This window comes from Spirosoma migulaei, from assembly GCF_054776855.1.
Window position 1 is genome coordinate 48341 of the sequence record NZ_BAAHBG010000044.1, and the last position, 23930, is coordinate 72270.

Below are 23930 nucleotides of genomic sequence, written 5' to 3' on the forward strand. Positions count from 1 at the left end.
ATAAATTTTATTTTGCTCCTTGTTTGACAGCGACTTCTCTAAGAACGTACTTAGCCAAATCGGATAATTTCCAAACAGATTTATTCAGCATTACAAGTAAAAATCCCAAGTAGAATGCCAACCAATAAAAATGCTCTAAACCGCTACATTATCATCGATAGCTGTCTACATCGTAGAAATCGCATTTGGACGTTCAAGGAACTATTGAACGAGGTAAGAGTGAAGAATAATACTGGAGCGGAGATTTCTATACGAACGCTTAGAGGGGATTTGGAAGCCATGCGTTCAAACACGCATTATAATGCACCGATAGTATATACCCGTCTGAAAGGATATCATTACACCGACTCTGATTTCTCTATTTTTAAATCATTACTGACCAGTGAAGATCTGGTTCTGCTGCATCAAAGTCTGCACACATTGAAAGGCCTTCGAGGCTTGGGGCTAACAGATGACTTAAATGAATTAATTCAACGATTGGAACGGCAGGTGCCAAGTGCTGGCTCTTCCTCTACTCCAATACTCCAGCTTGAATCAGCACCAGATTATTCGGGCATCTCAAATTTAAAGCCGTTATACAAGGCAATTCGTGAAAGAACCCCAGTAGTACTGCATTATCAATCTTATCGAGCTGTGAAGGCTAGTCATCAAGAAGTACACCCGCAGCTTTTAAAGACCTATAATGGACGATGGTATTTAATCGCTCTTAATGAAACCAAAGGTTTTCACTTGCAAAACTATGCTTTAGACCGTATCAATTTGATCGAGGATAGTCAATTAGAATTTCGCACAGTAGATATCGATTTCAATTCCTACTTTGAATCACTCATTGGAGTAACTATCCCCGAAAATAACCCAGGTGTAGAAACGATTCGTTTACACATTTCTGGCGGCCGGGCACCTTATGTACTTACGAAAAAAATACACCACACTCAACGAAAAATTACTGATACATCAGAAGGGGTGGAAATTGAGCTTCGTTTGATAATTAACCAAGAATTTAAAACACTCTTACTAGGGTTTGGACCCGATTTGAAAGTACTTGCTCCAGTGTCACTCCGTAAGTCAATGAAAAAGCTGTTCAAAAATGCATTCCAACAGTATGAATAAGAATTTAACAATCCAGCTAAATATACCTTTTCGTTCGGCCGAGTATGTTAATTCTGTCAAGTCAATGTGACTACTTTCAAATATTTTTTGCAGAAATCGTCCAAAAAAACCTTTAACCCACATAAAACGCTGAACTATTAAACTGAACGGTTTTATTGAACGCAAAAAGGACCGTTTCCAGCCCCTTTCCTCCTACCCGAACACCGTTCAGAAAAACGTCCGAATAAATTCTAGGACAAGACAAGTACAAGAAAGTCTGAGAAAAAGTATACAAAGCTTGTTTATTGTCCTCTCTAAGAATGGTCGTTTTGAAACTTGCCCCAAATTGGCCTCATTCGGAACTTCATGGTTAATCCAAGCCGCAAATAATCATATCCGTACCTATCCATCGTCATAGGTAACCTATTTGCGCCTTATCAACTTTGGTTAACGAACTTTTACCGCACAACAAGCTTTCCTAATGGACGATACAAACCCCGTGATTTATATGGCCGACGACGATGCAGATGACCGCTATTTCATGCGCCAGTCTCTCCAGCACGTCCATCCCGCTGTGACTATTGTCGAAGCGAAGGACGGGACTGAACTATTGACACTGCTGAGTAACTGGAGCCAAACTCCCACAGCCCAACCGATTCAGGTGATCTTACTGGATATGAATATGCCCAAACTAAACGGGCTGGAGACTCTAATGGCCCTAAAGGCAAATCCCTTACTTCGACACATTCCGGCTGTGATCCTCTCCAGTGATGCACAACCAGCACAAATAGCTATTGCATACCAGGCTGGTGCCAGCCAGTATCTGGAAAAACCAATTTCCTATTCAGGGCTGGATCAGATTGCCCAAAACATCCGAAGCTGTTTTTTTATCTAAGGCAACTGAGTAATCCTCCCATACCTATCTAACTAATCGTATGGGGGATTTATGTATGTTTATGTAGGGCTAGGGAGTGACGAATAAAGGAAACCAGGCAAGCTCATGATCCAGCCTGCCTGGTAAGCTGATTAACAAAGGACTATGGGAGCAAAAAAATCCACTATACCCGCTTTTCTGGTTGGAGGTGGAGAGCTGGGGGAACGTATTCGCATGCAAGACTGGTCTACTACTAGTTTTGGGCCACCAGAGCAATGGCCCCAAAGCCTACAGTCAACCCTGGGTATTTGCCTGAACTCACCCGCTCCTATCCTGATCTGCTGGGGAGCTGACCTGGTCATGCTCTATAACGATGCCTATCGATTAATTCTTGGTGAAAAACATCCTCAGGCGCTGGGGAGTAAAGCTCAGGCTATATGGCCAGAATTATGGGATACGCTCGAGCCTAGGCTGAATGCCGTTCGTACTTGGGGCCAAGCCAACGGATCAGATAATCAACGGCTGATAATAAATCGGGACGGCGTTCTCCAGGCAGCTTACTTTAGTTTTTCGCATAGCCCGATTTATGACGAATCTGGCGATGTCGGGGGCATTTTTTGCCTGGCAACTGAAACGACCGACACCCAATTGGCCGAGCGGCAAAAAGGAGAGCTGGTTTGGGCTGGGCAAGAACACGAACGAAATCTGGCTACTTTAGTTGAGCAAGCCGCTGTTGGCGTGGCGATCATTGGGCCGGAACCCGACTTTATCCTGGAAATGGCCAATCCATTCTACTGCGATCTCGTGGGGAGAATACCCGAATGTCTGATTGGCCAGCCATTGCTGGAGGCAATGCCCGAATTGGGCGAACAAGGCATCCTGGAAATAGTCAGGCAAGTGCTTACGAGTGGAATACCCTCTGTGAATCGTGAATTGCCTGTGGTACTGCTTCGAAACGGCCAGCGGGAAACGATCTACGTAGACAAAATTTATCAGCCACGTCGGTCAGTCGATCAAGTGACCGGCGAGGAGACCATTACGGGGGTAGTCGTTATCCTCACCGACGTCACCACGGCCGTACGGGCCCGACAGCAGATCGAGACCAATGAGCGAGTGTTAGATGCTATGTTTCGGCAAACACCCCTGGGCGTGGGTATTTGGTATGGCCCTGACTATATCATCGAACGGGCTAACCCGGTGTTGTGTCAACTCTGGAATCATACTCCGGACGAGCTATTGGGGAAACCCCTGTTTGTGGCCTCTCCTGAATCAAAAGGACAGGGATTTGAGGCTATGCTGGATACCGTGCTCCAGACCGGCGTGGCAGTTACGGGGACCGATCAGCCAGCGCTACTTTACCGCGATGGGCAATTAAAGACGGTCTATTTCGATTTTATTTACGAGCCATTGCGTAGTCCGGAGGGAGAGGTTGACCGTATTATGGTCGTGGCCACGGAGGTAACCAAATCCAGGGAAGAGCGGCAGATTATGGCCGAAAACGCCAACCGACTCCAAACCTTACTTGAACGGGCACCCATAGCCATAGCCATTGTTGGTGCAGGACCGGCTTTTCGTTTTGAATTGGCCAATCTACTCTTCTGCGCCATCACGAGTCGAACGGTGGATCAACTCGTCGGGAAACCGCTGCTCAACGCCATACCCGAATTAGTTGGTCAGGGCTTTGAAACCTTTCTGGAGTATGTGTACCGGACGGGACAAGCCTATGAAGGCAAGGAAGTTCCCACGCAACTGCGGCAAAACGGGCAGTTCAGTACAAGCTATTTTGATTTTGTATATGAACCCCTGATTAATGCCAAGGGGAACCTTGATCGCATTCTGGTGGTGTGTACCGACGTTACTGAGCGGGTCATTGCTCGCCAGCAAACGGAGCAGTTACTTATCCAGGAGCGACAGCTTAATGAGCTAAAATCAACCTTTATCACCCTGGCCTCCCATGAATTTCGTACGCCTATGGGCCTGATTCTCTCCTCGGCGTCCCTGATCGGACGCTACAACGGGCCGGATGATAGAGAAAAACGGGAACGACATGTGCAGCACATTAAACTAGCCGTGCAAAGTCTGACAGGTTTATTAACGGATTTTCTCTCCCTGAGTCAGCTAGAACAGTCTAGTCCGCGTGCCAAACCGACCTCGATCAATATCATCACCTTTTGCCAGGAGGTGATCGACCATATGCGTACCATGATCAAACCTAATCAGCGCATTATCTATTCTCATCTATCGGGCGAGCCAATGTTGGCGCTCGATGGACAATTACTCAAACAAATCCTGATTAATCTGCTCAGCAACGCCAGTAAATATTCGTCGGATAATAAACAAATTGAGCTTACCACAAGCGTTTCGGATGATAAACTCCAACTAACTGTCAAGGATGAAGGCATTGGCATTCCGGATGCGGATAAAGACAACCTGTTTATAAATTTTTTCCGCGCGCGCAATGTCAATCATGTCGACGGAATAGGTTTGGGTTTATACGCAGTCAAACGTTGCGTCGATTTGCTGGGTGGACAGGTTACCTTCAGCCAGCTTGATGCGGGAACAGTTTTCACCGTTCAAATTCCCTTCTTTTCTCCTCTCCCATGAAAACCATTCTAGTCATTGAAGATATACCGACGATGCGGGCCAATATTGCCGAAATTCTTCAGCTGGCACCTTACCAGGTGGTGCAGGCGGCCAACGGCAAAGAAGGTATCGAACTAGCCCGCCAGACCCACCCGGACCTGATCCTGTGCGACATCCGCATGCCTGATCTGGATGGCTACGGCGTGCTCCATATCCTTCGCAAAGATCCCGACTTAGCCGAGGTTCCGTTTATTTTCCTAACCGCCTTAGCCGAGGCTGCTGATTTTCGAGTGGGTATGAACCTGGGCGCAGACGACTACCTGACCAAGCCTTTCGATGATGTAAGCCTGCTTGGCGCCGTGGAACTCCGGCTCAAAAAAGGACCCGTTGTATCGACCGATCCAGCCGTGAACTCCGACCACCTGAAAAGTCTTCGACAGGCAATTCTGGAGGAAAACAATGCCCGCCAGTCCCTGTGTGATCACTATCCGACCACGCAGTATAACCGAAAACACCGCCTGTATACAACTGGAAGCTGGCCGACGGCCTTGTATTTTATAAGTCAGGGAAAAGGCAAAGTCGTTAAAACCGACGCGATCGGCAATCAATTCATCACGGGGTTAATTGGCCCGGGAGATTTTGTGGGTTACCATGCTCTATTAACCCAGAGGCCTTACACCGACACGGCCGAGCTGCTGGAGGATGCCCTGGTCTGCACTATTCCGACCTCCGACCTTATGGCTTTGATTGATCATCAGCCAGTTGTGGCGAATCGGTTTAGCCAGATGCTGGCAAGCGAGGTCGCTAATCTACAGGACAAACTTTTAAAGGGAGCCTATCAGTCGGTCCGTAAACGGGTGGCTGAAGCCCTATTATTAGTTCAGCGAACATTTTACCCCCAGCCCGACGCAAAACTGTTAGAAGGCCGCCTGCCTGATGATCAGTTCCATAACCAGTCTCTACCCATGAGTTTATCGCGTGAGAACTGGTCGGATCTGGTGGGAGCCTCCACCGAAACGGTCATTCGTATTTTGGGTGATTTACGAGCGGAAGGACTGATTGAAATCAATGGTAGTCAGATTACCCTGCTCGATATGGACAAGCTGATTAACTTAAAACGCTGAATGCCTGATAATAGGCATGTCCGAACCTGATGAGCATCATCTCTGAACCTGTCATTTATCTTCGTCGAGTCTACTCGCTATCCTAGTTGCTACGAGTCAGTTCCGCGATCTTTGCGGTAACTATGTAACGTAGCCATGAATCCATATCCGCCCAAACCCACGATTAAGGACCTTCAGGGCTTTAGACTATTTTATGATCAGTACGCGCCCAAGCTATGGGGCCTTATTATACTAGCTAATTTGTCGGCCTCAAGATCTGAAGCGATCCTGATGAGCACTATGACCAAAGCGTGGCAGTACCCTAACCCACCCTGGCCGGATAAAAAACATGTTCTAACCTGGCTAATCGGATTGGCTTACACAGAAGGTCTGCCAACTACGGGCTTACTGACCAAGGTGAAGGCGAAGAAGTAATTACCTATACCAGAGGCTTTTAACTCAAAACGACTTCACGGATAAATGAAGGACTGTCGCCCATCGACGGTCAGGTAAGCGAACCCAGGCTAACTCGAGTGGTCTATTCATTGTCAACTCCTCAGATGACATTCGTCAGGAAGCCTACTACTAACTATCTTTCTTTACCTGGTTTAGCTCATTGATTGCGTCAGTTTAACCGGGCAATTTTGTCCCTATGATTCATGTCGCTACTCAACCGAAAACAACACTTAAATTCAGCCCTGTTCAACAGTCTCTATTCTTTGCCACCGCCCGAAGTCGGGTCGATTCGTACTTTGCTCAGCGGAACCTCTCTCCCCATGCCAACGGGGCCATGTGGCAAAAAGCAGTTTTTTTTCTTTTCACCTATTGCCTACTATATGCTTTGATTCTGTCGAATCAATTTGGTGGACTTGCGATGCTAAGCTTTGCGCTGCTCCTGGGACTTTGTGCCGCCGGAGTAGGCTTCAACGTATCCCACGATGCCATTCATGGCGCCTTCTCTAATAAGGGGTGGGTCAACCGGCTGCTCAGTAAAAGTTTTTATCTATTGGGGGCAAACCCCTACCTGTGGAAACTAACTCATAATGTTGTTCATCACACGTATACCAATATTGCCGGCCACGATGAGGATATTGAATTAGCACCGGGCCTGGTTCGGCTGCATCGGGATGAACTGCACCAGCCCTGGCAACGCTTTCAGCATATTTATGCCTTTTTCCTCTACGGACTGGCTTCCCTGTCCTGGGTATTTCGAAAGGATTATGTCAAGTTTTTTCAGGCGAAGATTGGCCCACTCGACAACACGAACCACCCCCGCACGGAATACATTAATTTGTTTGCTTATAAAGCGGCCTATTATGGATTTTTCCTGGTGTTACCAATCGTTGTGCTTGACTTTTCCTGGTGGCAAGTGCTACTGGGTTTCATGGCTATGCACGTAACGGAGGGGTTAGCACTGGGGTTGGTTTTTCAACTGGCTCATATCGTAGAAGGAACCGCCTTTCCGATACCAACCCCAAGGGGTACCATTAATGAATCCTGGGCTATTCACCAATTACAAACGACGGCCAATTTCGCACCCCAAAGTCGGCTGGCTACTTTTTTCTGCGGGGGCTTAAACCGACAAATTGAACACCATTTGTTCCCTAAAATATGTCACATTCACTATCCGGCCATTGCGCCTATTGTTAAACAGACAGCTCGTGAATTTGGCCTACCGTATATAGAGAACCTAACTTTTTATTCTGCGCTGGTTTCCCATTACCAACTCCTGAAGCGATTAGGGGTTCCGGAGGGCACTGGGCGTTAGTAACTCTTGATCTGTTACCATCTACCAAGCAAGACAATTCAGGTTTACAATGACTTCATCAACAAACGAATAGTACACTATGGGTAAGGTGACTATCCCAAAAGTCCGTAAGAAAAACCGGGTTTCAATCCTGCTAATTGAGGACAATGCGAATCAGTGGCTACTGATCCGCTCTGCCCTGGCGAAATGTTTTCCTGAGGTAGAACCTATATGGATCAATAACCCAGCCCAGAGTTCAACGTACCTAGAACACTGTTTGTATCTGGAACACTGTTTACTCAAAAAAAACAATATTCCTAGCTTGATCCTGATGGAATTGTACTTACCCAGACGAGACGATGGTCTGGCGCTGTTATCACGGTTCAAAAGCCACCCTTATTATCAACAGGTACCGGTCATTATCCTGAGTAACTCGAAAGAATATACTGATATTATTGAATGCAATACCTATAATATTGCCTCCTTTATTAGCAAACCAAGTACTTTTCACCAATGGCTAACAACATTTTATACGCTGCGACGCTATTGGTGGGATTGGGGGTCGTTGTCCTTTCATTCATCACAATCGGATAAGACGCATTTAAACTAGTAAAGCATTCTGTTCCCATCCATTTTGTTTACACATTGCTTCTTATAAAGTATCTAAAATTTCTATGACCGCACCAACCAATGAATCAAGCTCGCGACGAATTATCTGCTTTAGATCGTATTACTAAACTTATCAAGAGCTTCGACCAACAAGTAACTGACCCTTTGCAGAGTAGTAATCACTCAATTGATGTTTACTTGAAGCAGCAATTATCACCGCAGGATTGGACATTCTGGGAACAACTTCAGGATAATCCTGACGAGTTACTCGAAAACTATCGGACTCCACTGGTTGATCATGCCTCAACAGGTCAACACTTTAACTACTTGCTAGGGCAGTATAGACGGGCTGGCTTTGAGGTCTATCAGACTTGGTGTCAACTGCAACAACAGGCTGGTTTTGAGATGACCGATCCCTTCAATCTTTCCACCTGTAACGACTAAGTGAGTTCGTAAGTAATAATCTAGTGAGTCTTCATTTATCAGTATAGATACAGATCGACCATCGGGCAGGTACCAAAAACATCCAATGAAACTTACTCTAAAACCAGTTGATATTCCCTTTATGGTTGGTGACACGGTCTGGGTCGATCAGCCGTTCGGAGCCGCGAATGAATTTCCCTTTTTCCAAGGCATCATTATGCAGATTATCCTGGATGGTAGCCTAGCAAATACACTGGTAATCCGGAACCGGACTGAAACGCATGAATTAGCGATCACCAATGCCATCTATGGCTTAAAACCCATTGGTGATCATGCTGGCTCACCCAGAGTCAATGTAAATGTGCAGCTTATTCCCCTTCAGGTGAATTTATTTTCGACGAAAATCCAGCTACTAGCGCATCAAAACCAGACTGGTTGACTCCAGAATCATTCCCTTTTTAAAAGCTGGTCTTATAAGTAAGGAAACCCTCTTACATCTATATAACTAACCACCAAATCTGACCAACTTATGGACTCATTAACTGACGCCGATAAAACACAACGCAGGAGCCTGGTCAGCCATTTATCAACACAACAGGAAAAAATCGTAGAGCGGTGGATGATGAAATGCTTACAAGCTGAAGCTCTAGTTCCCTTTACCTGTCTTTCTCGCCAGGAGTTTACGGAAGCGATACGGGCACTCTTAGCCCTCTTCATCCAGAATATCCTGAACGGGTCCCAGACAAGAAACCTGGGTGAACGGGTCAGTCAATTTCACCACTGGCAAGGGGAAGACTCCCTCGGAGAATGGGCTAAGGGTATAGCTAATTTCTACGACGTCTTGAGTGAACAGATTCTGCTGTTTCTGGAACATCATCCTCAAACCCAGCCCAGGGTAATTAGCCAAGTATTTAGTCAACTACTCCAGTTGTCGCAGCAGGTCAATAGGGATAGCTATTGCTATGCTGATGGATTGCGGCAAACCAGAGTAGAAAGGCCACCCCAAACGATTCAGCAAGTGTCCAATACACGCCCCGAGTCGGCTATCCAGCGCGTCGAGCAACTGCGGCAAGTAGAGCATGACCTCCGTAGCACCTTCGGCATTCTATCCACCGTAGCCAGCTTGTTACAAAGGCCACTCAAGACCGATGATCGAGCCAAATACTTGGATATGCTCAATCGAAACGTGAATGCTGCTTCGAACCTTCTGAACCGACTATTAGCTTCTTCTCCTTTTGAAGAGGTTAGTGAATCATAAGTTGTACGGTGTGAGGTTGTCAACTCCCCTAAACAGAGATTAATCCGTGTTTAGGACTGCGTTGCCCTGCTCAACTGCTACGCCCTCAATGAATGTGTCATTTTCGCGCAGTGTGGTGACTTGTTGGCCTCGAGGGTCAATTTAGGCAATGGATTCATAATACAAATTCAATTGAACGCTTACTTTTTGTTGATCGGCGCGCAACTTGGCCACCTTAACTATATACTCATCCTGACGGGTTTGATACTGAGCTAGCCGGATCAGCTCGCCATATTTAGTTGCTTCTCTTCCTGTTGCCTGCTCAAGCAGGTTTCTCAGGCGGGAAATCTGGTAAAGCAATAAGTCGATATGGGTCTGATAAATAACTAACTGACGTTTTTGATAAACCACATAATCCTTCCCGGGAAGGCGGACGGCTACCTGCCATTGCGCCCGTAACTTATCCTCAACGGATTGATCCCCCCCTTTCTCCTTAGAGCACTTAATGACCTGTTGGTTTTCAGATTCGGCCATGGGGGGCGAAACGATATGGCTCTTATTACAGCTGATCAACAAGTGAACGAGTTGATCCTGATGAGCAGAGTCGAGCTGGTCAATGACGACAGAAGATGCCGTAAATAGGTACTTCTCCAGGAGAGTTTCAAACGTATCCGTGGCCTTTTCCATGGAGCTGATGCGCTTTAATTAAGGTTAAATCGATTCGCTGTGTAAGAGGGGCTGATCCGGTAAAGGGTATCCTGAAGGCGTTGGTTTAATTCCGATATCAGCACTGTATGCTGCCGAAGTTGACTAACCGTAAGTGGTGCCTTAGGGGAGCAATCTTGCCTTTGCATCTGGTCACTTAATCCACCCAATAGCATACAAGCCTCCTGTTGTAGTTGCTTTAAATCGGATTCTACTTGTGAATTCCAGTTGAGCCCCATAAATTGGGTTGGCGGAAAAATGGGAGACTGGCTCACGGCTAGCAACAAATTTACTTGTTGATAGCCGTGAGCCAGTAGCTCAATTGCCTGTAGCCACTCTGCCAGAATTAGCTCGTAATTTTCTTCATCCGACGAGTCCAAAGGAAAGTGTGTCTGCGTTCGTTTCAACCGCACCTTAGTCATTTAGAACGATGGACTGACTAAATAAAGATTAAACAATAAAATTGATTAACCTACTATTATCTCATAAATACTCAAAATAAATCAATTTACCCAATAAAGTATTAGCTAAACAACCAGAGTGGAGTTACCATTTACCCTTTATCAGTTGGCTCCTACCTGCTGACGAGTACCGCCAACTCGACTTTCAGGACGGTAGGATCGAATCCAGCAACTCAGTTACTGCTTCCAGCGCAACAGGCTTTACCAGGTGCCCCGTAAAACCAGCTTCCTGACTCCGGCGTTTGTCGTCGGCTTGTCCATAACCGGTCAGGGCAATCAGAATCAAATCACGACCCCAAGGCTGCTGGCGAATCAGGCGCGCCGTTTCATAGCCATCCAGACCCGTCATGCCAATATCGAGCAGGATCACCTCCGGCCGCAGATGTTCAGCCGCTTCCAGCGCTTGCTGGCCATTATAACGAACATCGACTTGGTAACCACTCATCTCCAGCAGCAAAGCGAAGGTATCAGCCGCGTCGGGATTATCATCTACGACTAAAATCCGACGACCAGGCGGATTTGATAGATTCGGGTCGGGAGGAATTGGCAGCGCTTGGGTAGATCCGGTAAAACCAGGTAAATAAACCAGAAATTCACTCCCCTTACCCACTCCATCACTTCGAACTTCCACCCGTCCACCATGCAGATCAACCAGGCGTTTGACCAGCGTTAGCCCCAATCCTAACCCACCCTTAGCACGGGCCAGTGAATTGTCGACCTGCGCAAACAATTCGAAGATACGTTCCTGCTGGTCAGCCGCCAGACCAATGCCGTTATCGCGCACCCGCAAGCGAACCTGGTTATCCACCAGATCCAGATCGACCCAAACCTGCCCGCCTTCCAGCGTGTACCGGGCACCATTGGTAAGTAGGTTGGTGATCACCTGCGTTAGGCGAGTGGCATCACCCAGTACCTGCAAGGGTTCGGTGGGCAAAACAACCGTCAATTCACGGGAAAGCGATTCATAGAGAGACTGTACGCTTTCGACAGCATGAGCCAATACTATTCCTAGATCGAGTAGCGCCGGCTGCAGCACAATTTTTCCCTGATTGATGCGACTCACATCCAGCAAGTCATCCACTAAACGAACCAGGTGATCTACCTGACGACTCATCACGGCCAGAACTGAGCGCATCGGCTCATTTTGTTCTGCGTTTATCGTCAGCAGTTGCAATGCGTGACGAACCGGTGCCAGTGGATTTCGCAGTTCATGAGCCAGCATGGCCAAAAATTCGTCTTTTCGTCGATCCGACTCCCGCAAGACTTCTTCGGTAGCCTTGCGCCTAGTAATATCACGAGCCACTGTAGAGACGCCAATAACTTGCCCAGCGACATCCTTCACCGGCGAGAGTGCCACTTCCAGATTCACGATCTGCCCAGTATTGGTGATGTGAACCGTTTCAAAGCTATCCAGTTGCTGAGCTTGTTTTATTTTCTTTATATCGCCTAAGACATTGGCCAGATCCTGGGGCAGGGCAAGTTGAGAAAGTGGTTGACCAATGACATCCTGCGATGAGTAGCCATAAAGCGCTTCTGACGCCTGGTTCCAACTGGTGATCAGACCCGCAAAATTGACGGTCAGTACCGATTCCTGAGATGATTCGACGATCGAGGCCAGAAAATAGTTAGCTTCTTCCGCCTTCTTACGCTGGGTGATGTCGACAAACGTTAGCACCAGACCATTGATCCGGTCGTCAGCCGTGCGGTAAGGTATCATGCGTCCCATAAATATGCGTCCGTCTGTAGTACTCACTTCCCGCTCGATGGGCTGGAGAGTGTCCAGCACCGATTCGGCATCAGCCTGCAACAGGGGATAGTCAAGTCGGCCGGTAATATCGCTTAAAGGCCGCCCCGCATCGGTAGCAATTAAGTTAAAAATAGTCCGCGAAGCTGGCGTAAATAGGTTAACACGAAGGCTCCGGTCCAGAAACAGGGTGGCAATGTCAGTGGCATTAATCAGATTCTGCAGGTTGTTACTGGCAAGTAAAAGCTCTTCTACTTTTATTTTTAACTCCTGGTTTATGGTGGTGAGTTCTTCGTTGATCGATTGAAGTTCTTCCTTGCTGGTCTCTAACTCTTCGGCTGACGAACGTAATTCTTCGTTGATGGCCTGCAACTCTTCGTTGGCCGCTTTCAGTTCCTCGGCCTGTAGTTCATGCTGCTCGTTTGCCATCCGTAACTGCGTCTTGACTCGAATCAGTTCTTCTTCCAGTTGATGGGCCATAGGCTCGATGGCAAAACGCTCACGGGCAGGTTCGCCTGATTCCTGGGTTGTCGGTTCAAAGAGAACCAACATAAACCCACGGGCTGGATTACCCTCCCCTAATACCGGACGAACATGGAGGGTAATCAGTTGAGACTGGTTCCCTAAGCGAACCGTGAGTTGGGGCACCACCACCGGGTTTCGCTGCTGAGCAGCCTGGTAGAAGGCAGACCTAAGTTCCAAACGCAGGTCAGGCAGGATGAGTTGAAGTAGATTTTTGGACGGCTCGCCCCCCCCGATCTGCAAGAACTGCCCCGCCCGCTCGGACAGGTGAAGGATATCTAAAGCCTCGTTGACCAGGATCGAGGGAGGAGCATACTGCTCAAGCACCTGGTGATGCAGCTCGCCATAACTCATGCGGCCGTGCACCGGATTCTCATTGGCCTGGCTAGCGCCTGACACCCGTTTCTGGATGGAGCCTACCCCAGCACTGTTCTCGGGCACCGGGTAGGTACGGGTGACCACGGACCGACTTTGAAACAGGTGATGCTCCCGGTTGAAGGGGGCATACAGATCACCTTTCCCATCGGTACTCTCGGCCAGACCCAACAGCAGATAGCCTCCGGGGTTAAGGGCAAAGTGAAACGTCTCCAGTGCCCGTTGCTGGGCCGTTTGATTGAAGTAAATAAGTAAATTACGGCAGCTCACCAGATTCAGCCGGGAAAAGGGCGGGTCTTTGAGCACATTGTGGTGGGCAAATAAAACCATATCCCGAATTTCGGGCCGAACGCGGTACTCCTCCCCCTCCTTGGTAAAAAAGCGACGGAGCCGTTCGGGTGAAACGTCAGCGGCATCATTGAGGGTATAAAGCCCTTCACGGGCGGTTGCCAGCGCCGTCTCATCCAGGTCAGTGGCGAAGATCTGTACCGTTGGCGCATCAACTACATCCAACGTCCGTTCAGCGCAAAGCATCGCCAGCGAATAGGCTTCTTCTCCCGTAGCACAGCCCGCCACCCAGATGCGCAGGGTATCGTCCTGGGTTTTGGCCTGGGTTAATAAAGGCATTAGCTGCAGCTCCAGGGTGGTAAAGACGGGTCTGTCTCGAAAAAAATTGGTAACCGAGATTAGCAGATCTTTTAGCAGAGCCTGGATTTCCTCAGGATGCGCCCGCAAGAAGGTGACATAAGCGGGCAGGTCGGGCAGGTTATGCACGTTGATGCGTCGCTCGATTCGCCTGAGCATCGTAGGGCGCTTGTAATTGGTAAAGTCGTGGCCAGTATGCACGCGGAGCTGCGTAAACACCTCCCGCAGAGCATGCTGGGGCTCATCAGATCCAGGCTGGAGCCCTCCAGCGATAACCAGCGCTACCCAGTTGTGAGCATACGCCCGCAATCGGGACGGAATCTCCTCGACAGGCAGGATATCATCCACCAGATCAGTCGCTATGGCATGGCGGGGCATCTCGTTGTAAGCGGCCTGACGGGGACTCTGCACAAAGACTGCTCCACCCCGCTCCTTAATTCGCTTGAGGCCCATGGAGCCGTTGGCCCCCGTACCCGAGAGGATCACCCCGATTGCCCGTTCCATGTGTGACTCGGCCAGGGTGCGAAAGAAAATATCCACTGGTGCCCGGCGGTCTTCGATCTGGGCATTGGGGATCACCACCAGGTGCTCGTCATCCATTTGCAAATGCTTATCGGGAGGAACGACATAGACGTGATTAGCTAGGACCAGCACCCGTTGCTCCACCTTATGGACCGGAATGCTGGCTACTCCCTGTAGGATTTGGGCCAGCTGGGAGTCATAATCGGGCGAAAGGTGTAGGATCACTACGTAGGCCAGACCTGAATCGGGAGTCACCTGCTTAAAAAACTGGGTTAGCGCTTCAACGCCCCCCGCGGAGGCTCCAATGCCCACAATGATTGTCTCTGCCAGCGTGGGCTGATCTGGGGTTTCTGGGGTTGATTTTTTCTTACTCAAGGGGAAGGTGGTCTAGATAAGGGAAATTACAGAAGAGCAGAGTGAACCGGCACAACACCGTTGGAACTGATAGGTTGATCATCCAGGCTTTCCGGTTTTAGTGCAGGCTGAATTCGTGCGGCCTGACGTAGCAACTCACTCCACTGTTGATCTGCCTCAGCTAGCTGAAAATAAAGGGCCGCCTGCCTGGGTTTGTTAGCTGCAGCAAACTGGTCGCCAAGCTGGTTGAGCAGTATAACCCGTTCATCCATACCCCGCAGAGCGCTATACAAACTCTCCTCAATTTTCCCGGTTACGCTGGCTAGCAGGGAATCGGCCGAATAAGCATGACCAGTATGGCACCGATAACGGACGAGCGATCCCTCCTCAATCTTTATCATCACCCCGTGACAGTCAGGACAGGCGTAAGCACTGAACTGACCAAATTGAGCCATTGTATTACCTAGTGCCGTGTCTTCAGCCGCGATGCGAATCTCGGTTTTCGTTTTTTCATCCTGATTTACAGGTATGGATGATGTCGGGTCAACCTCTTGCCCTACCAGTTGGACCAATAAAGTGGCTAATTGAGCGATGGGAGCAATTGCATCGATGGTTACCTGGCGGATGGCACTTTCGGGCATGGCCGATACCGGAGCTTCCTTGGGGTCCTGTACCAGGGCCATACCGCCATATTCCTTGATGGTCCATAAACCGGCTGTACCATCGTCAAGAGCACCGGACAAGATCACGCCGATTACCCGGTTGCCATAGGCATAGGCCGCTGAGCGAAACAGCGGATCGATGGCAGGACGAAAGCGATTTTCTTTGGGCCCATGGGTCAGGCGGACGTGGTCATTTTCCAGCAGCAAATGATGATCAGGTGGCGCGATATAAATGCGATTCATCCGAATGAGCTCGTTCGAAACAGCATGGGCAACGGGGAAAGTCGTTAGCTTACGGAGTGCCTGGGGCATGACCCCCTGAACCGTAGGTGCCATGTGCCAGACAATAAAAATGGCCGCGTCCAGATCAGGAGGCAAACGGGCGATGAGTTGTTGAATGGCCTCGAAGCCACCAGCCGATGCGCCTATGACAATAATATTTCGTTTTTCCATGTAAGGACAAGGTGTGGTCTGTCGAATCGGCTACTGGCAGGCTACTAACGAGGAGTTGAAAGCGACTTGAGTCGTAGCGCTTGGTTAGGTGTGGACTTGCATTCACGAATATAGAGGAATTACCCTTGGTTATACTACCCAACATATCTGGTAATGTCCCCGGTTAATTTTTAATGTTCACTAGGAAAACCTATAGGCTATACATTAGGTTAAAAAATCTTTCTCCAGCACATTCAATAGGTTGTTGAACAATTAATTCAATTGAGACTATTTTTAGAGCAACCGAATTAATGAAACATCTATTCTAAAGCCAATCAGAACGGCTAAACTACTTGGAATTTTTTTATAAACGACTGATTCAGAGAACAGAAGACGCAATGATCTTGTTGAATCAATTGGAGCAATGCCAACAGGAAAACCGTGAGCAATTAGCAATTGTAAGGAGGATGTGTGATGAGTTGCAGATAAAAATTGACGCAAAAAAACAGGCATAAAATAAAGGATTGTCGTGACCAACCAGACCAAATGGTTTTCACTGGGTATTTAAAGCGGTACGAAGCTTAGTTAAGTCCACATATCGCCAAGCCTTGTGCGCTCTAAAAAGGAAAGTATATTACTATGATTACAGTCCGCTGAGCGGTTGTATAACTCTGTAAAGCAATTGATAGGCTCGACAATTAAATTTCATTCTATAGAAATTCACCTTGGAAACAAAGTATCAAATTGAACATTTAAACAGCACTGATTTTTGTCGACGGGTGTAAATGAGGTATCAAATTTTACAGCTTATCGGAAGACGAAACCAACGCATTTCGCTGCTGATCGATTGCCAAAAGCAATTTGGCGTACGGAGCATTAAATTTCTGGATGCCCTCATCTTCCAATTGCTGAGCTACCTCATTCAGATCTATACCTGCTTGTTGAACCAACTGCAGTACCTGCATAGCCTCCTCATCATGGCTCGTAAGGCTTAAGAAGGCCTGGCCATGATCACGAAAGGCGTTCAGCGTATCCATGGGTACGGTATTGACCGTTTCAGGGCCCATGAAAGCTTACATGTATTTAACATCTGAAAAAGCAGGATCTTTGGTTCCTGTGCTGGCCCAGAGCAGCCTTTGCGGCACTGCCCCTGCGTCAGCTAATTTTTTAAGCCGCTCGCTGCTAAATAGCTGTTTATAACTGGTACAGGCTCCTTTAGCTAAGGCTATGGCCACTTAACCCGTTAATTCAGTAAACACTTGCTCCTTTTGCAGGGGGTCAACCAGCGTATCAATGCGGCTGATGAGGAAACTAGCTACGGAAGCCAGTTGGTCGATGGGCTGGCCTGCCTGCAGGCGATCTTCCAAACCAGCGATATAGGCTTCGGCAACAGCTCGATAACGATCCAGTCCAAACAATAGGGTTACGTTGATATTGATGCCTTCGCTAATTGCTTGCCGAATTGCCGGAAGACAAGTCTGGATGCCCGGTATTTTGATCATAACATTGGGCCGGTCTACTGCTTGCCACAAGAACCGCGCCTGCTGAATGGTTTTTTCTGCGTCAAGGGCGAAATAGGGTGATACTTCCAGGCTCACAAAGCCATCAGCACCGCTTATTTTGTCTTCATATACAGGTGCAAACAAGTCCGCTGCGCGCTGAATGTCGGCCACGGCGACCCCGTAGAAAATGGCTCTGTTAGACTGCTCCGTCTGTGCAAGACTAAACTGTTTACATTGAATAGAATAGTATTTCCAAAAGGTGAACGCTTTGCGTTTTCCGGCTACGTATCTGTATTTTACTTGGGTCTTTATCTGGCTGCTGATTTTTATTTTGACCATCGATATTGCTGAAGAAGCCGGAATGTGGTCGATTGGTCTGGACTGATTAATTGGGTTTGTCTTCCACGTCACGCATTTGGATAGGCTGATCCTGATGAATCCCTTCGATGGCAATCCGGCCAGCATCCCGTTGGATTCGATTGTGCGCACGATTGAAATTAACGTTCTGCAAACACTGAACTCATCTTCGATTCCAGACCCTTTCGGAGCCGTGGATGGGGAGTATCTCTTACAGAAGGTTATATTCATGTCCTGGGCAGCCAATGGTGCTCGCACAAACAGGGGATTACAGGATAGGGCAACATTCAAAGCGTCCAGTTAAAGGTATGGTCAGGATCGAAAATCTCCTATAACGATTTAACTATAAGCTATTTACAAGGCATATCGTTCACTGAAAAATCGTTCATTTAAACGTCCGACTCAGATTTAAATCTTTACTTGGTTTCACACTTATTCTGCCGCCAATGACACACGACCCCAAGGCTAATCGTGCCCTTAGTAACTTACCACTGAGCTTGCTCAATCTCGTTCACTAGCCGTCGATTGATGTCTACCTTAGCAAATTCAAAGACAAAAATGGTCGTCCCATGCTCCCGGGCAAATGGACTCCTAATTGAATCCGCAACATAGGCCGTCTTGAAAAAAGGCCCTGTCTCTATCAGTTCATTGGCTACCGGCCCGGCTTCTTTGATTCGGATAAGATGGCTATATTTTTTTTTGAGATCAAACCAGTTGATATAGTCCGCATTAAAGGTGACGGCTCTAATTTGTTGGTGCGTGTAATAATTAATCGCGCCAGCCTGTCCATAATTGTCACATAAAATGAGTGTTTTATCCCGATTGGGCGAGCGGGCATAGACCGAATCCACCTTGGCGGCTAATTCACGCCAGCCCAGCATGTCCGCGAAATCCTGCGGTAACGCATGATCTTTTCCATCTTCCCAGCGTAGGAGCCCCAATTTTTGGTACCGCTCAGGATATTGGGCGATTTCCTGCGGTGGTTTATTCGGGAAAGCTACCTGAAATACCGGAATAAAAAACAGAATCGGAATGGCTATCAAGGCGGCTCGTACCCATACCGATGGTTGTTTAACTGAAATAAAAACCGCCCCAAACGCCAAGTAAACTGGATAAACCCCAATAGCATAGTAACCTTTAGCCCTTAAGAAAGTAAAGGTCGCCAACGTAAATAAAAGGGCGAAAAACAGAGATCGGTAAGCTACGAATGGTTTATACACAAGCAGTCCATATAATCCAGCGATGATAACGATCCAAGAGCCTATGAAATATAGGACTTGTTCCTTCAGGAAATCGGCCCGGTTCACCTTAACCAGTTGGGTCTGGGCCAGTAGCCGCATGTGGTGAATGACCGGAAACTCATGTTGGTATTGCCAGATCAGGTTGGGCATGATCAACAAAAGGCTTGCCCCCAAGGCTAGGTAAACGTGTCGATTGAGCAACAGCTGACGCTGCTGAGTCAGCAGTAATGCCGGAAACAGGCCGATCAATAGAAAAACAATATTATATTTATTTAAGAACCCGACCGCAAAGACAGTCCCAAATACATAGAGCCATTGATTGTTTTTGGTGTCAATGTATTTGATCAAGACAAAATACAGGCTGGTCCAGCACAAAACGTCCAGGGAGTTAGGCTGGAAAAGCTGGTTTAATCGTAATAGGACGGAAAAAACCAAGCAAGTGGCCGCTAGCACACTAGCGAATAAATTCCCTTTCAACTCCTCTACTGTTTTCCAAACGACCAGGATGGTTAAGGCCCCAAAGAAGGCCGGGAAAAATCGAACGGCCCAAGCTGGGTTCCCAAGCCATCGAATGATTAGGGCAACCCAGGAGGTGAGGGGCGGTACCGACAAATACCCCCAGGCAGGATGGTTGGCTTGGTCCAGATGCAGGTATTCATCCCGATGTAAATTATATTCGGGATTGATCAAGACGTATTGCAGTAAAAACTTCAAGGCAATAAACCCAATCAATAAGGCAGACCTTTTCGTCATTGACTATGATCAATAAAGTTGCTATAAAAGTGCGTTGTGTTTGGAAAGTTTGGGGCGAATGGATTGACCAAGATACCCATTTGATTAGACAAATAGCTACGCCGGCCTTTGTTAAATTCACGCTAAGTTATCGATCAGGATAGAGGCTTGAAGCATAAACTGATCACTGAACGTCCGATTAGGCGCTGATCAAGAGCAATAAATTTACATCCGGACTTTGCTATAATTTGTAGCATCGAACGACTATGGTCATATTGCAGTTATAGTAGTGAAAAAAGGCATTGTACTTCTATGGCATACGCAACATTCCCTCCACAGACGGCAGTTTACACCCCTTACACCGTCATTGATAAATCCCGGCAAGGTATGCTGCGAACAGAAGCGGATCAGGTAGCCCAGTTAGCCGGTTTGACCGATATTGAACTGGCTCGCATCCTGAACATGTCGGTACGCAACCTACATCGACTCAAAGCCGACGATAAACTGGCCCGAGACGCTTCCGAGCGGCTGCTGTTGCTAACCAACTTGTTGCAACATGGGCTGGATGTCTTCGATGAGGATGCCCAGACACTGGCCGAATGGCTTCGTTCACCCATTCGTGAACTTAATACTCAATCTCCCTTGTCTCTTCTCGACACAACGACCGGGTTTGGTCTGGTGGATGATGTGCTGGGGCGTATTGAACACGGCATTGTCGGCTAGTTATCCTACTCCCTCGATGTTAACCGTTTATCGAACCGTCAAAGCAAAATACATTCAAGAGCCATTGGCTACCGAAGGAGCGCGGTTATTTGGTGGCCGGTGGAACCCAAAGGGATACCCCCTCCTGTATACCACCTCCTCGCCTGCTCTGGCCCTAGTCGAATCGTTAGTGCACCAACCTCGGGTCAAGTACGAGAAGTTGCCTAAACTAGTTCTGTTTACCCTGGAGGTGCCTGATGACTCGTTAACCACTTTGTCACCGGCCGACTTGCCTGCCTACTGGAATGAAGAAAGCTACGAGCGGACCCAGTGGATTTTACGGGATTGGCTGCATGAGCCCACTACACTAGTGGTGGCTGTTCCTTCGGTGGTGGTGCCGATGTCCTACAATTATTTGTTTCATCCGGCTCATTCGGCTTTTACCCGAATTCGGGTTCTTCACCAAGAGCCTTTTCCCATCGAACGTCGACTCTGGCAGCAAGACAATCCATAATTCATTCAATTAGCAGACCTGTACATAGTCGAACGAGAGAGTATGAAATATGTAACTTAAATGGATTGATTTGTATAAATTAGTTCATTTCTAATCGTTCACAAAAAGGGCAGTCATCTATTATTAATTGAACGAGTTGTCATAAGCGTCAAAACCGTTCAGAAAAACGTCCCTTGATTCTCGGACAAGACACGCGACTACCAAGATTCTCCTCAAAAAACAAACCGGAGTGGATGTAGCATCGCGCTCCGGTTTTCCGACTTCTTAGGGGGACTAATACTTTAAGCTCATGCCACCATCCAAAACCAGTTCAGCGCCGGTGATGAAACGGGCGGAATCGCTGCTGAAATAAGCCACCAGTTTACCGACATCCTCCGCCTGGCCAAGTTTCTTAAGCGGGACGCGATCAATCATCCAATCATTTAACTGGAATAACTGCTCATCACTATACCCTGCTTTTTTCATGATCTCAGTTTGGGTCGGGCCAGGGCTGATGCTGTTTACCCGGATATGGCGGGGAGCCAGTTCGACCGCTGCGATCCGCATGATAGAATTTAAAGCCGCCTTGCTGGACGAATAAACCGATGAGTTGGCCCCATCCATGCTGGCCGTATTCGAGGATAGAAATACGACTGATGCGCCGTCATGAAGCAAGGGAATAAATTTGCTCAACGTGAAATAAGCCCCCTTAAAATTGACGTTCATGACCCTATCAAATGCTTCTTCGGTTGCCTGCTCAATGCTGGCTCCCCCCACAATCCCTGCGTTGATAAACAGAATATCGATTTTCCCGTATGTCTCCTTCACAAAAGCAGCCAGCTCGTCTATGGCGGCCAACTGACCTTGATCAGCTACTTTACTGGTTACCCCTAATTCATTAGCAGCTATCTCAACGGCCTCCTTTCGTCTGCCTGTAATAATTACCTCGGCTCCCTGGGACTTCAATTCCTTAGCCGCAGCATACCCGATGCCGCTATTGCCGCCCGTTACCAGCGCTATTTTTCCTGTTAGTGTATTCATACTCTTACTTTTTAATTTGATCGGGACAAAAGTATAGCTGAATTGGTATAACTTTGTTACCAGTATAACCAAGTATACCAGCTATGCAGGACCACGAGCAAGTAGAAATAGTCAGTGAAGGGCTAATCAATCCCCGCAATCAGCGCCAGGAAGTGCAGGCTTTACAGGATACGATTTATGTGATTGGGGGTAAATGGAAGCTCCCCATTATCAATTCGATTTGCAACGGCAACAGACGTTTCCGGGAAATCGAACGAAGTATTCCCGGCATTACAACCCGGATGCTGTCCCGGGAATTGAAAGAGATGGAAGCCAATGGGCTGATTCTCCGAACGGTGATTCCGACAATGCCGGTTGGGGTGGTATATACCTCGACAGACTATTGTCAATCATTTGGTAGTATTATTCTGGAGATGATCAACTGGGGGAAGCAGCACCGGGAGCGGATGATGCATCAAGGGGCGTAAGCGGACGAATTGATAGTTGCCCATGTTTCGGCGAAGCATCCTGCCGATTGGCCCTTAAAAATGTCCGGTTCGGGAGTAACGATGACTGGCTGAAGGCCAGGCTGATTCTGATAGGTAGGCATGGGGGTAACTTTGTGACCCACTGGGAGAACGAACTCGTTTTTAACTCTTTCCAGCAACCGCTCAGCATGGAGACGAAACCTCAACTGAATCGCCGAAAATTTTTAAGATTAACCACAGCCTCAATCGCCGTCAGCCAACTGGGTAAGCTACCGCTGGTCGAGGCACGACCCGCAACCCATATGGATAACCAAGCTCAAGGAGGCTCTGACGGAATTGGTCCCATCAAACAGATTGATGCCGGGGTACTGACTATTGGCTATGTGGACGTTGGACCTACCCACAGCCAACCCGTTATTTTACTTCATGGGTGGCCTTACAGCATATACAGTTTTACCGATGTCGCCCCATTACTGGTATTAAAAGGCTACCGGGTTATTATGCCTCACCTGCGCGGTCACGGAACAACGCGTTTTCTGTCCGAGCAAACCCCTAGAAATGGCCAGCAGTCAGCCTTAGCCCAGGATATTATTGCGCTGATGGATGCACTGGGCATTCAAAAAGCCATCGTGGGTGGATTCGACTGGGGTGCTCGAACGGCTAATATCATGGCGGCTTTGTGGCCCGAACGCTGTACCGCGCTGGTATCGGTGAGTGGCTACCTGATCGGCAGCCAGCAAGCCAACCAAACGCCACTTTCTCCCAAAGCGGAAATGTCCTGGTGGTACCAATTCTACTTTGCTACCGAGCGGGGCCGAATGGGTTATGAAGCTAACCGAAGTGAGTTCGCCCGGCTGATCTGGCAGACGGCTTCCCCGCAGTGGCCCTTTACCGAGGCTACTTTCGCGCAGGCAGCTAGCGTATTGGCAAATCCAGACCATGTCGCTATCGTCATTCACAATTACCGATGGCGTTTAGGTGTGGCCGATGGCGAGGCCCGCTACGATGCGCTTGAAAAACGACTGGCTACCGCTCCGACTATTTCTGTACCAACTGTTACGCTCGAAGGAGACGCCAATGGTGCTCCGCACCAAAACTCCGCTAGTTATGCAACTAAATTTTCAGGCCCCTATATCCACCATACCCTGATGGGGGGCATTGGCCACAATTTACCCCAGGAAGCACCAACCGCTTTTGCCGAATCCATTGTTGAAGCGAACCAGTTAGCCCGCTAAGGCACGCTTTGCTGCCGACAAATCGTATTCCCCCTTTTTAATTCGTACAGAAAATGGAACTAGTTGCAGCTCT

23 protein-coding genes are annotated in these 23930 nt (G+C 48.1%); 15 read left to right on the forward strand and 8 right to left on the reverse strand.

The window, feature by feature from the left end; genetic code table 11:
• The first annotated feature begins 114 nt into the window (after positions 1-114).
• From ACYVGO_RS36570 to ACYVGO_RS36615, 10 genes are all read left to right on the forward strand, one after another.
• Positions 115-1110: a helix-turn-helix transcriptional regulator gene (locus ACYVGO_RS36570; RefSeq protein WP_460973704.1), complete on the forward strand. Its 996-nt coding sequence runs from the start codon at positions 115-117 to the stop codon at positions 1108-1110.
• A gap of 460 nt (positions 1111-1570) precedes the next feature.
• Positions 1571-1984, forward strand: coding sequence for a response regulator (locus ACYVGO_RS36575; RefSeq protein WP_460973706.1), 414 nt, complete (start codon positions 1571-1573; stop codon positions 1982-1984).
• A gap of 144 nt (positions 1985-2128) precedes the next feature.
• Positions 2129-4567 carry a PAS domain-containing sensor histidine kinase gene (locus ACYVGO_RS36580; RefSeq protein WP_460973708.1) on the forward strand — a complete coding sequence of 813 codons (2439 nt, stop codon included), beginning with the start codon at positions 2129-2131 and terminating at the stop codon, positions 4565-4567.
• Positions 4564-5670 (forward strand): response regulator, encoded by a 1107-nt coding sequence (locus ACYVGO_RS36585; protein WP_460973710.1) that lies wholly within the window; start codon positions 4564-4566, stop codon positions 5668-5670. Before ACYVGO_RS36580 ends, ACYVGO_RS36585 begins: the two co-directional genes overlap by 4 nt.
• 135 nt (positions 5671-5805) lie before the next feature.
• Positions 5806-6084 (forward strand): hypothetical protein, encoded by a 279-nt coding sequence (locus ACYVGO_RS36590; RefSeq protein WP_460973712.1) that lies wholly within the window; start codon positions 5806-5808, stop codon positions 6082-6084.
• A 217-nt stretch (positions 6085-6301) separates the two neighbouring features.
• Positions 6302-7417 carry a fatty acid desaturase family protein gene (locus ACYVGO_RS36595; RefSeq protein ID WP_460973714.1) on the forward strand — a complete coding sequence of 372 codons (1116 nt, stop codon included), beginning with the start codon at positions 6302-6304 and terminating at the stop codon, positions 7415-7417.
• 79 nt (positions 7418-7496) lie between these two features.
• Positions 7497-8006, forward strand: a complete 510-nt coding sequence (locus ACYVGO_RS36600) for a response regulator (RefSeq protein ID WP_460973716.1) — start codon at positions 7497-7499, stop codon at positions 8004-8006.
• Between the two features lie 80 nt (positions 8007-8086).
• Positions 8087-8449, forward strand: a complete 363-nt coding sequence (locus tag ACYVGO_RS36605; protein ID WP_460973718.1) for a hypothetical protein — start codon at positions 8087-8089, stop codon at positions 8447-8449.
• Between the two features lie 85 nt (positions 8450-8534).
• Positions 8535-8867, forward strand: coding sequence for a hypothetical protein (locus ACYVGO_RS36610; protein WP_460973720.1), 333 nt, complete (start codon positions 8535-8537; stop codon positions 8865-8867).
• A 90-nt stretch (positions 8868-8957) separates the two neighbouring features.
• Positions 8958-9686, forward strand: coding sequence for a hypothetical protein (locus ACYVGO_RS36615; protein ID WP_460973722.1), 729 nt, complete (start codon positions 8958-8960; stop codon positions 9684-9686).
• Between the two features lie 141 nt (positions 9687-9827).
• Here the strand turns inward: ACYVGO_RS36615 and ACYVGO_RS36620 are convergent, their stop codons facing one another.
• From ACYVGO_RS36620 to ACYVGO_RS36645, 6 genes are all read right to left on the reverse strand, one after another.
• The gene (locus ACYVGO_RS36620; RefSeq protein ID WP_460973724.1) at positions 9828-10352 is read right to left on the reverse strand and encodes a hypothetical protein; all 525 of its coding nucleotides are present in this window, start codon (positions 10350-10352) and stop codon (positions 9828-9830) included.
• A gap of 14 nt (positions 10353-10366) precedes the next feature.
• Positions 10367-10792, reverse strand: coding sequence for a hypothetical protein (locus tag ACYVGO_RS36625; protein ID WP_460973726.1), 426 nt, complete (start codon positions 10790-10792; stop codon positions 10367-10369).
• A gap of 184 nt (positions 10793-10976) precedes the next feature.
• Entirely contained in the window at positions 10977-15014 is a 4038-nt protein-coding gene (locus ACYVGO_RS36630) for a CheR family methyltransferase (protein ID WP_460973728.1), read from the reverse strand.
• Between the two features lie 26 nt (positions 15015-15040).
• Positions 15041-16108, reverse strand: a complete 1068-nt coding sequence (locus ACYVGO_RS36635; protein WP_460973730.1) for a chemotaxis protein CheB — start codon at positions 16106-16108, stop codon at positions 15041-15043.
• Positions 16109-16887: 779 nt separating this feature from the next.
• Positions 16888-17154 carry a transaldolase family protein gene (locus ACYVGO_RS36640; RefSeq protein WP_460973732.1) on the reverse strand — a complete coding sequence of 89 codons (267 nt, stop codon included), beginning with the start codon at positions 17152-17154 and terminating at the stop codon, positions 16888-16890.
• Between the two features lie 168 nt (positions 17155-17322).
• The gene (locus tag ACYVGO_RS36645; RefSeq protein WP_460973735.1) at positions 17323-18000 is read right to left on the reverse strand and encodes a transaldolase family protein; all 678 of its coding nucleotides are present in this window, start codon (positions 17998-18000) and stop codon (positions 17323-17325) included.
• Positions 18001-18022: 22 nt separating this feature from the next.
• Here ACYVGO_RS36645 and ACYVGO_RS36650 point away from each other — a divergent pair, with 22 nt between their 5' ends.
• A complete protein-coding gene (locus ACYVGO_RS36650) occupies positions 18023-18250 on the forward strand; it encodes a hypothetical protein (RefSeq protein ID WP_460973737.1) in 228 nt (75 codons plus the stop codon).
• Between the two features lie 181 nt (positions 18251-18431).
• Here the strand turns inward: ACYVGO_RS36650 and ACYVGO_RS36655 are convergent, their stop codons facing one another.
• Positions 18432-19940: a glycosyltransferase family 39 protein gene (locus ACYVGO_RS36655; RefSeq protein WP_460973739.1), complete on the reverse strand. Its 1509-nt coding sequence runs from the start codon at positions 19938-19940 to the stop codon at positions 18432-18434.
• 291 nt (positions 19941-20231) lie between these two features.
• Between ACYVGO_RS36655 and parS the strand changes: the two genes are divergently transcribed.
• Both parS and ACYVGO_RS36665 read left to right on the forward strand, forming a co-directional pair.
• Positions 20232-20642 (forward strand): type II RES/Xre toxin-antitoxin system antitoxin, encoded by a 411-nt coding sequence (parS, locus tag ACYVGO_RS36660; RefSeq protein WP_460973741.1) that lies wholly within the window; start codon positions 20232-20234, stop codon positions 20640-20642.
• A 16-nt stretch (positions 20643-20658) separates the two neighbouring features.
• Positions 20659-21135, forward strand: a complete 477-nt coding sequence (locus tag ACYVGO_RS36665) for an RES family NAD+ phosphorylase (protein ID WP_460973743.1) — start codon at positions 20659-20661, stop codon at positions 21133-21135.
• A 273-nt stretch (positions 21136-21408) separates the two neighbouring features.
• Here the strand turns inward: ACYVGO_RS36665 and ACYVGO_RS36670 are convergent, their stop codons facing one another.
• Entirely contained in the window at positions 21409-22155 is a 747-nt protein-coding gene (locus tag ACYVGO_RS36670) for an SDR family oxidoreductase (protein WP_460973745.1), read from the reverse strand.
• 83 nt (positions 22156-22238) lie between these two features.
• Between ACYVGO_RS36670 and ACYVGO_RS36675 the strand changes: the two genes are divergently transcribed.
• The gene (locus ACYVGO_RS36675; RefSeq protein WP_460973747.1) at positions 22239-22622 is read left to right on the forward strand and encodes a winged helix-turn-helix transcriptional regulator; all 384 of its coding nucleotides are present in this window, start codon (positions 22239-22241) and stop codon (positions 22620-22622) included.
• Positions 22623-22810: 188 nt separating this feature from the next.
• Positions 22811-23857 (forward strand): alpha/beta fold hydrolase, encoded by a 1047-nt coding sequence (locus tag ACYVGO_RS36680; RefSeq protein WP_460973749.1) that lies wholly within the window; start codon positions 22811-22813, stop codon positions 23855-23857.
• Positions 23858-23930 lie beyond the last annotated feature (73 nt).

Excerpts from the sequence above, each read along its gene's own strand:
- ACYVGO_RS36615 (WP_460973722.1), top strand. The coding sequence starts at position 8,958 with ATGGACTCATTAACTGACGCCGATAAAACACAACGCAGGAGCCTGGTC.
- ACYVGO_RS36620 (WP_460973724.1), bottom strand. The coding sequence starts at position 10,352 with ATGGAAAAGGCCACGGATACGTTTGAAACTCTCCTGGAGAAGTACCTA.
- ACYVGO_RS36675 (WP_460973747.1), top strand. The coding sequence starts at position 22,239 with ATGCAGGACCACGAGCAAGTAGAAATAGTCAGTGAAGGGCTAATCAAT.
- ACYVGO_RS36590 (WP_460973712.1), top strand. The coding sequence starts at position 5,806 with ATGAATCCATATCCGCCCAAACCCACGATTAAGGACCTTCAGGGCTTT.
- ACYVGO_RS36585 (WP_460973710.1), top strand. The coding sequence starts at position 4,564 with ATGAAAACCATTCTAGTCATTGAAGATATACCGACGATGCGGGCCAAT.
- ACYVGO_RS36570 (WP_460973704.1), top strand. The coding sequence starts at position 115 with ATGCCAACCAATAAAAATGCTCTAAACCGCTACATTATCATCGATAGC.
- ACYVGO_RS36575 (WP_460973706.1), top strand. The coding sequence starts at position 1,571 with ATGGACGATACAAACCCCGTGATTTATATGGCCGACGACGATGCAGAT.
- ACYVGO_RS36680 (WP_460973749.1), top strand. The coding sequence starts at position 22,811 with ATGGAGACGAAACCTCAACTGAATCGCCGAAAATTTTTAAGATTAACC.
- ACYVGO_RS36665 (WP_460973743.1), top strand. The coding sequence starts at position 20,659 with ATGTTAACCGTTTATCGAACCGTCAAAGCAAAATACATTCAAGAGCCA.
- ACYVGO_RS36625 (WP_460973726.1), bottom strand. The coding sequence starts at position 10,792 with ATGACTAAGGTGCGGTTGAAACGAACGCAGACACACTTTCCTTTGGAC.
- ACYVGO_RS36655 (WP_460973739.1), bottom strand. The coding sequence starts at position 19,940 with ATGACGAAAAGGTCTGCCTTATTGATTGGGTTTATTGCCTTGAAGTTT.
- ACYVGO_RS36640 (WP_460973732.1), bottom strand. The coding sequence starts at position 17,154 with ATGGGCCCTGAAACGGTCAATACCGTACCCATGGATACGCTGAACGCC.
- ACYVGO_RS36670 (WP_460973745.1), bottom strand. The coding sequence starts at position 22,155 with ATGAATACACTAACAGGAAAAATAGCGCTGGTAACGGGCGGCAATAGC.
- ACYVGO_RS36605 (WP_460973718.1), top strand. The coding sequence starts at position 8,087 with ATGAATCAAGCTCGCGACGAATTATCTGCTTTAGATCGTATTACTAAA.
- ACYVGO_RS36610 (WP_460973720.1), top strand. The coding sequence starts at position 8,535 with ATGAAACTTACTCTAAAACCAGTTGATATTCCCTTTATGGTTGGTGAC.
- ACYVGO_RS36595 (WP_460973714.1), top strand. The coding sequence starts at position 6,302 with ATGATTCATGTCGCTACTCAACCGAAAACAACACTTAAATTCAGCCCT.
- parS (WP_460973741.1), top strand. The coding sequence starts at position 20,232 with ATGGCATACGCAACATTCCCTCCACAGACGGCAGTTTACACCCCTTAC.
- ACYVGO_RS36635 (WP_460973730.1), bottom strand. The coding sequence starts at position 16,108 with ATGGAAAAACGAAATATTATTGTCATAGGCGCATCGGCTGGTGGCTTC.
- ACYVGO_RS36580 (WP_460973708.1), top strand. The coding sequence starts at position 2,129 with ATGGGAGCAAAAAAATCCACTATACCCGCTTTTCTGGTTGGAGGTGGA.
- ACYVGO_RS36600 (WP_460973716.1), top strand. The coding sequence starts at position 7,497 with ATGGGTAAGGTGACTATCCCAAAAGTCCGTAAGAAAAACCGGGTTTCA.
- ACYVGO_RS36650 (WP_460973737.1), top strand. The coding sequence starts at position 18,023 with ATGAATCCCTTCGATGGCAATCCGGCCAGCATCCCGTTGGATTCGATT.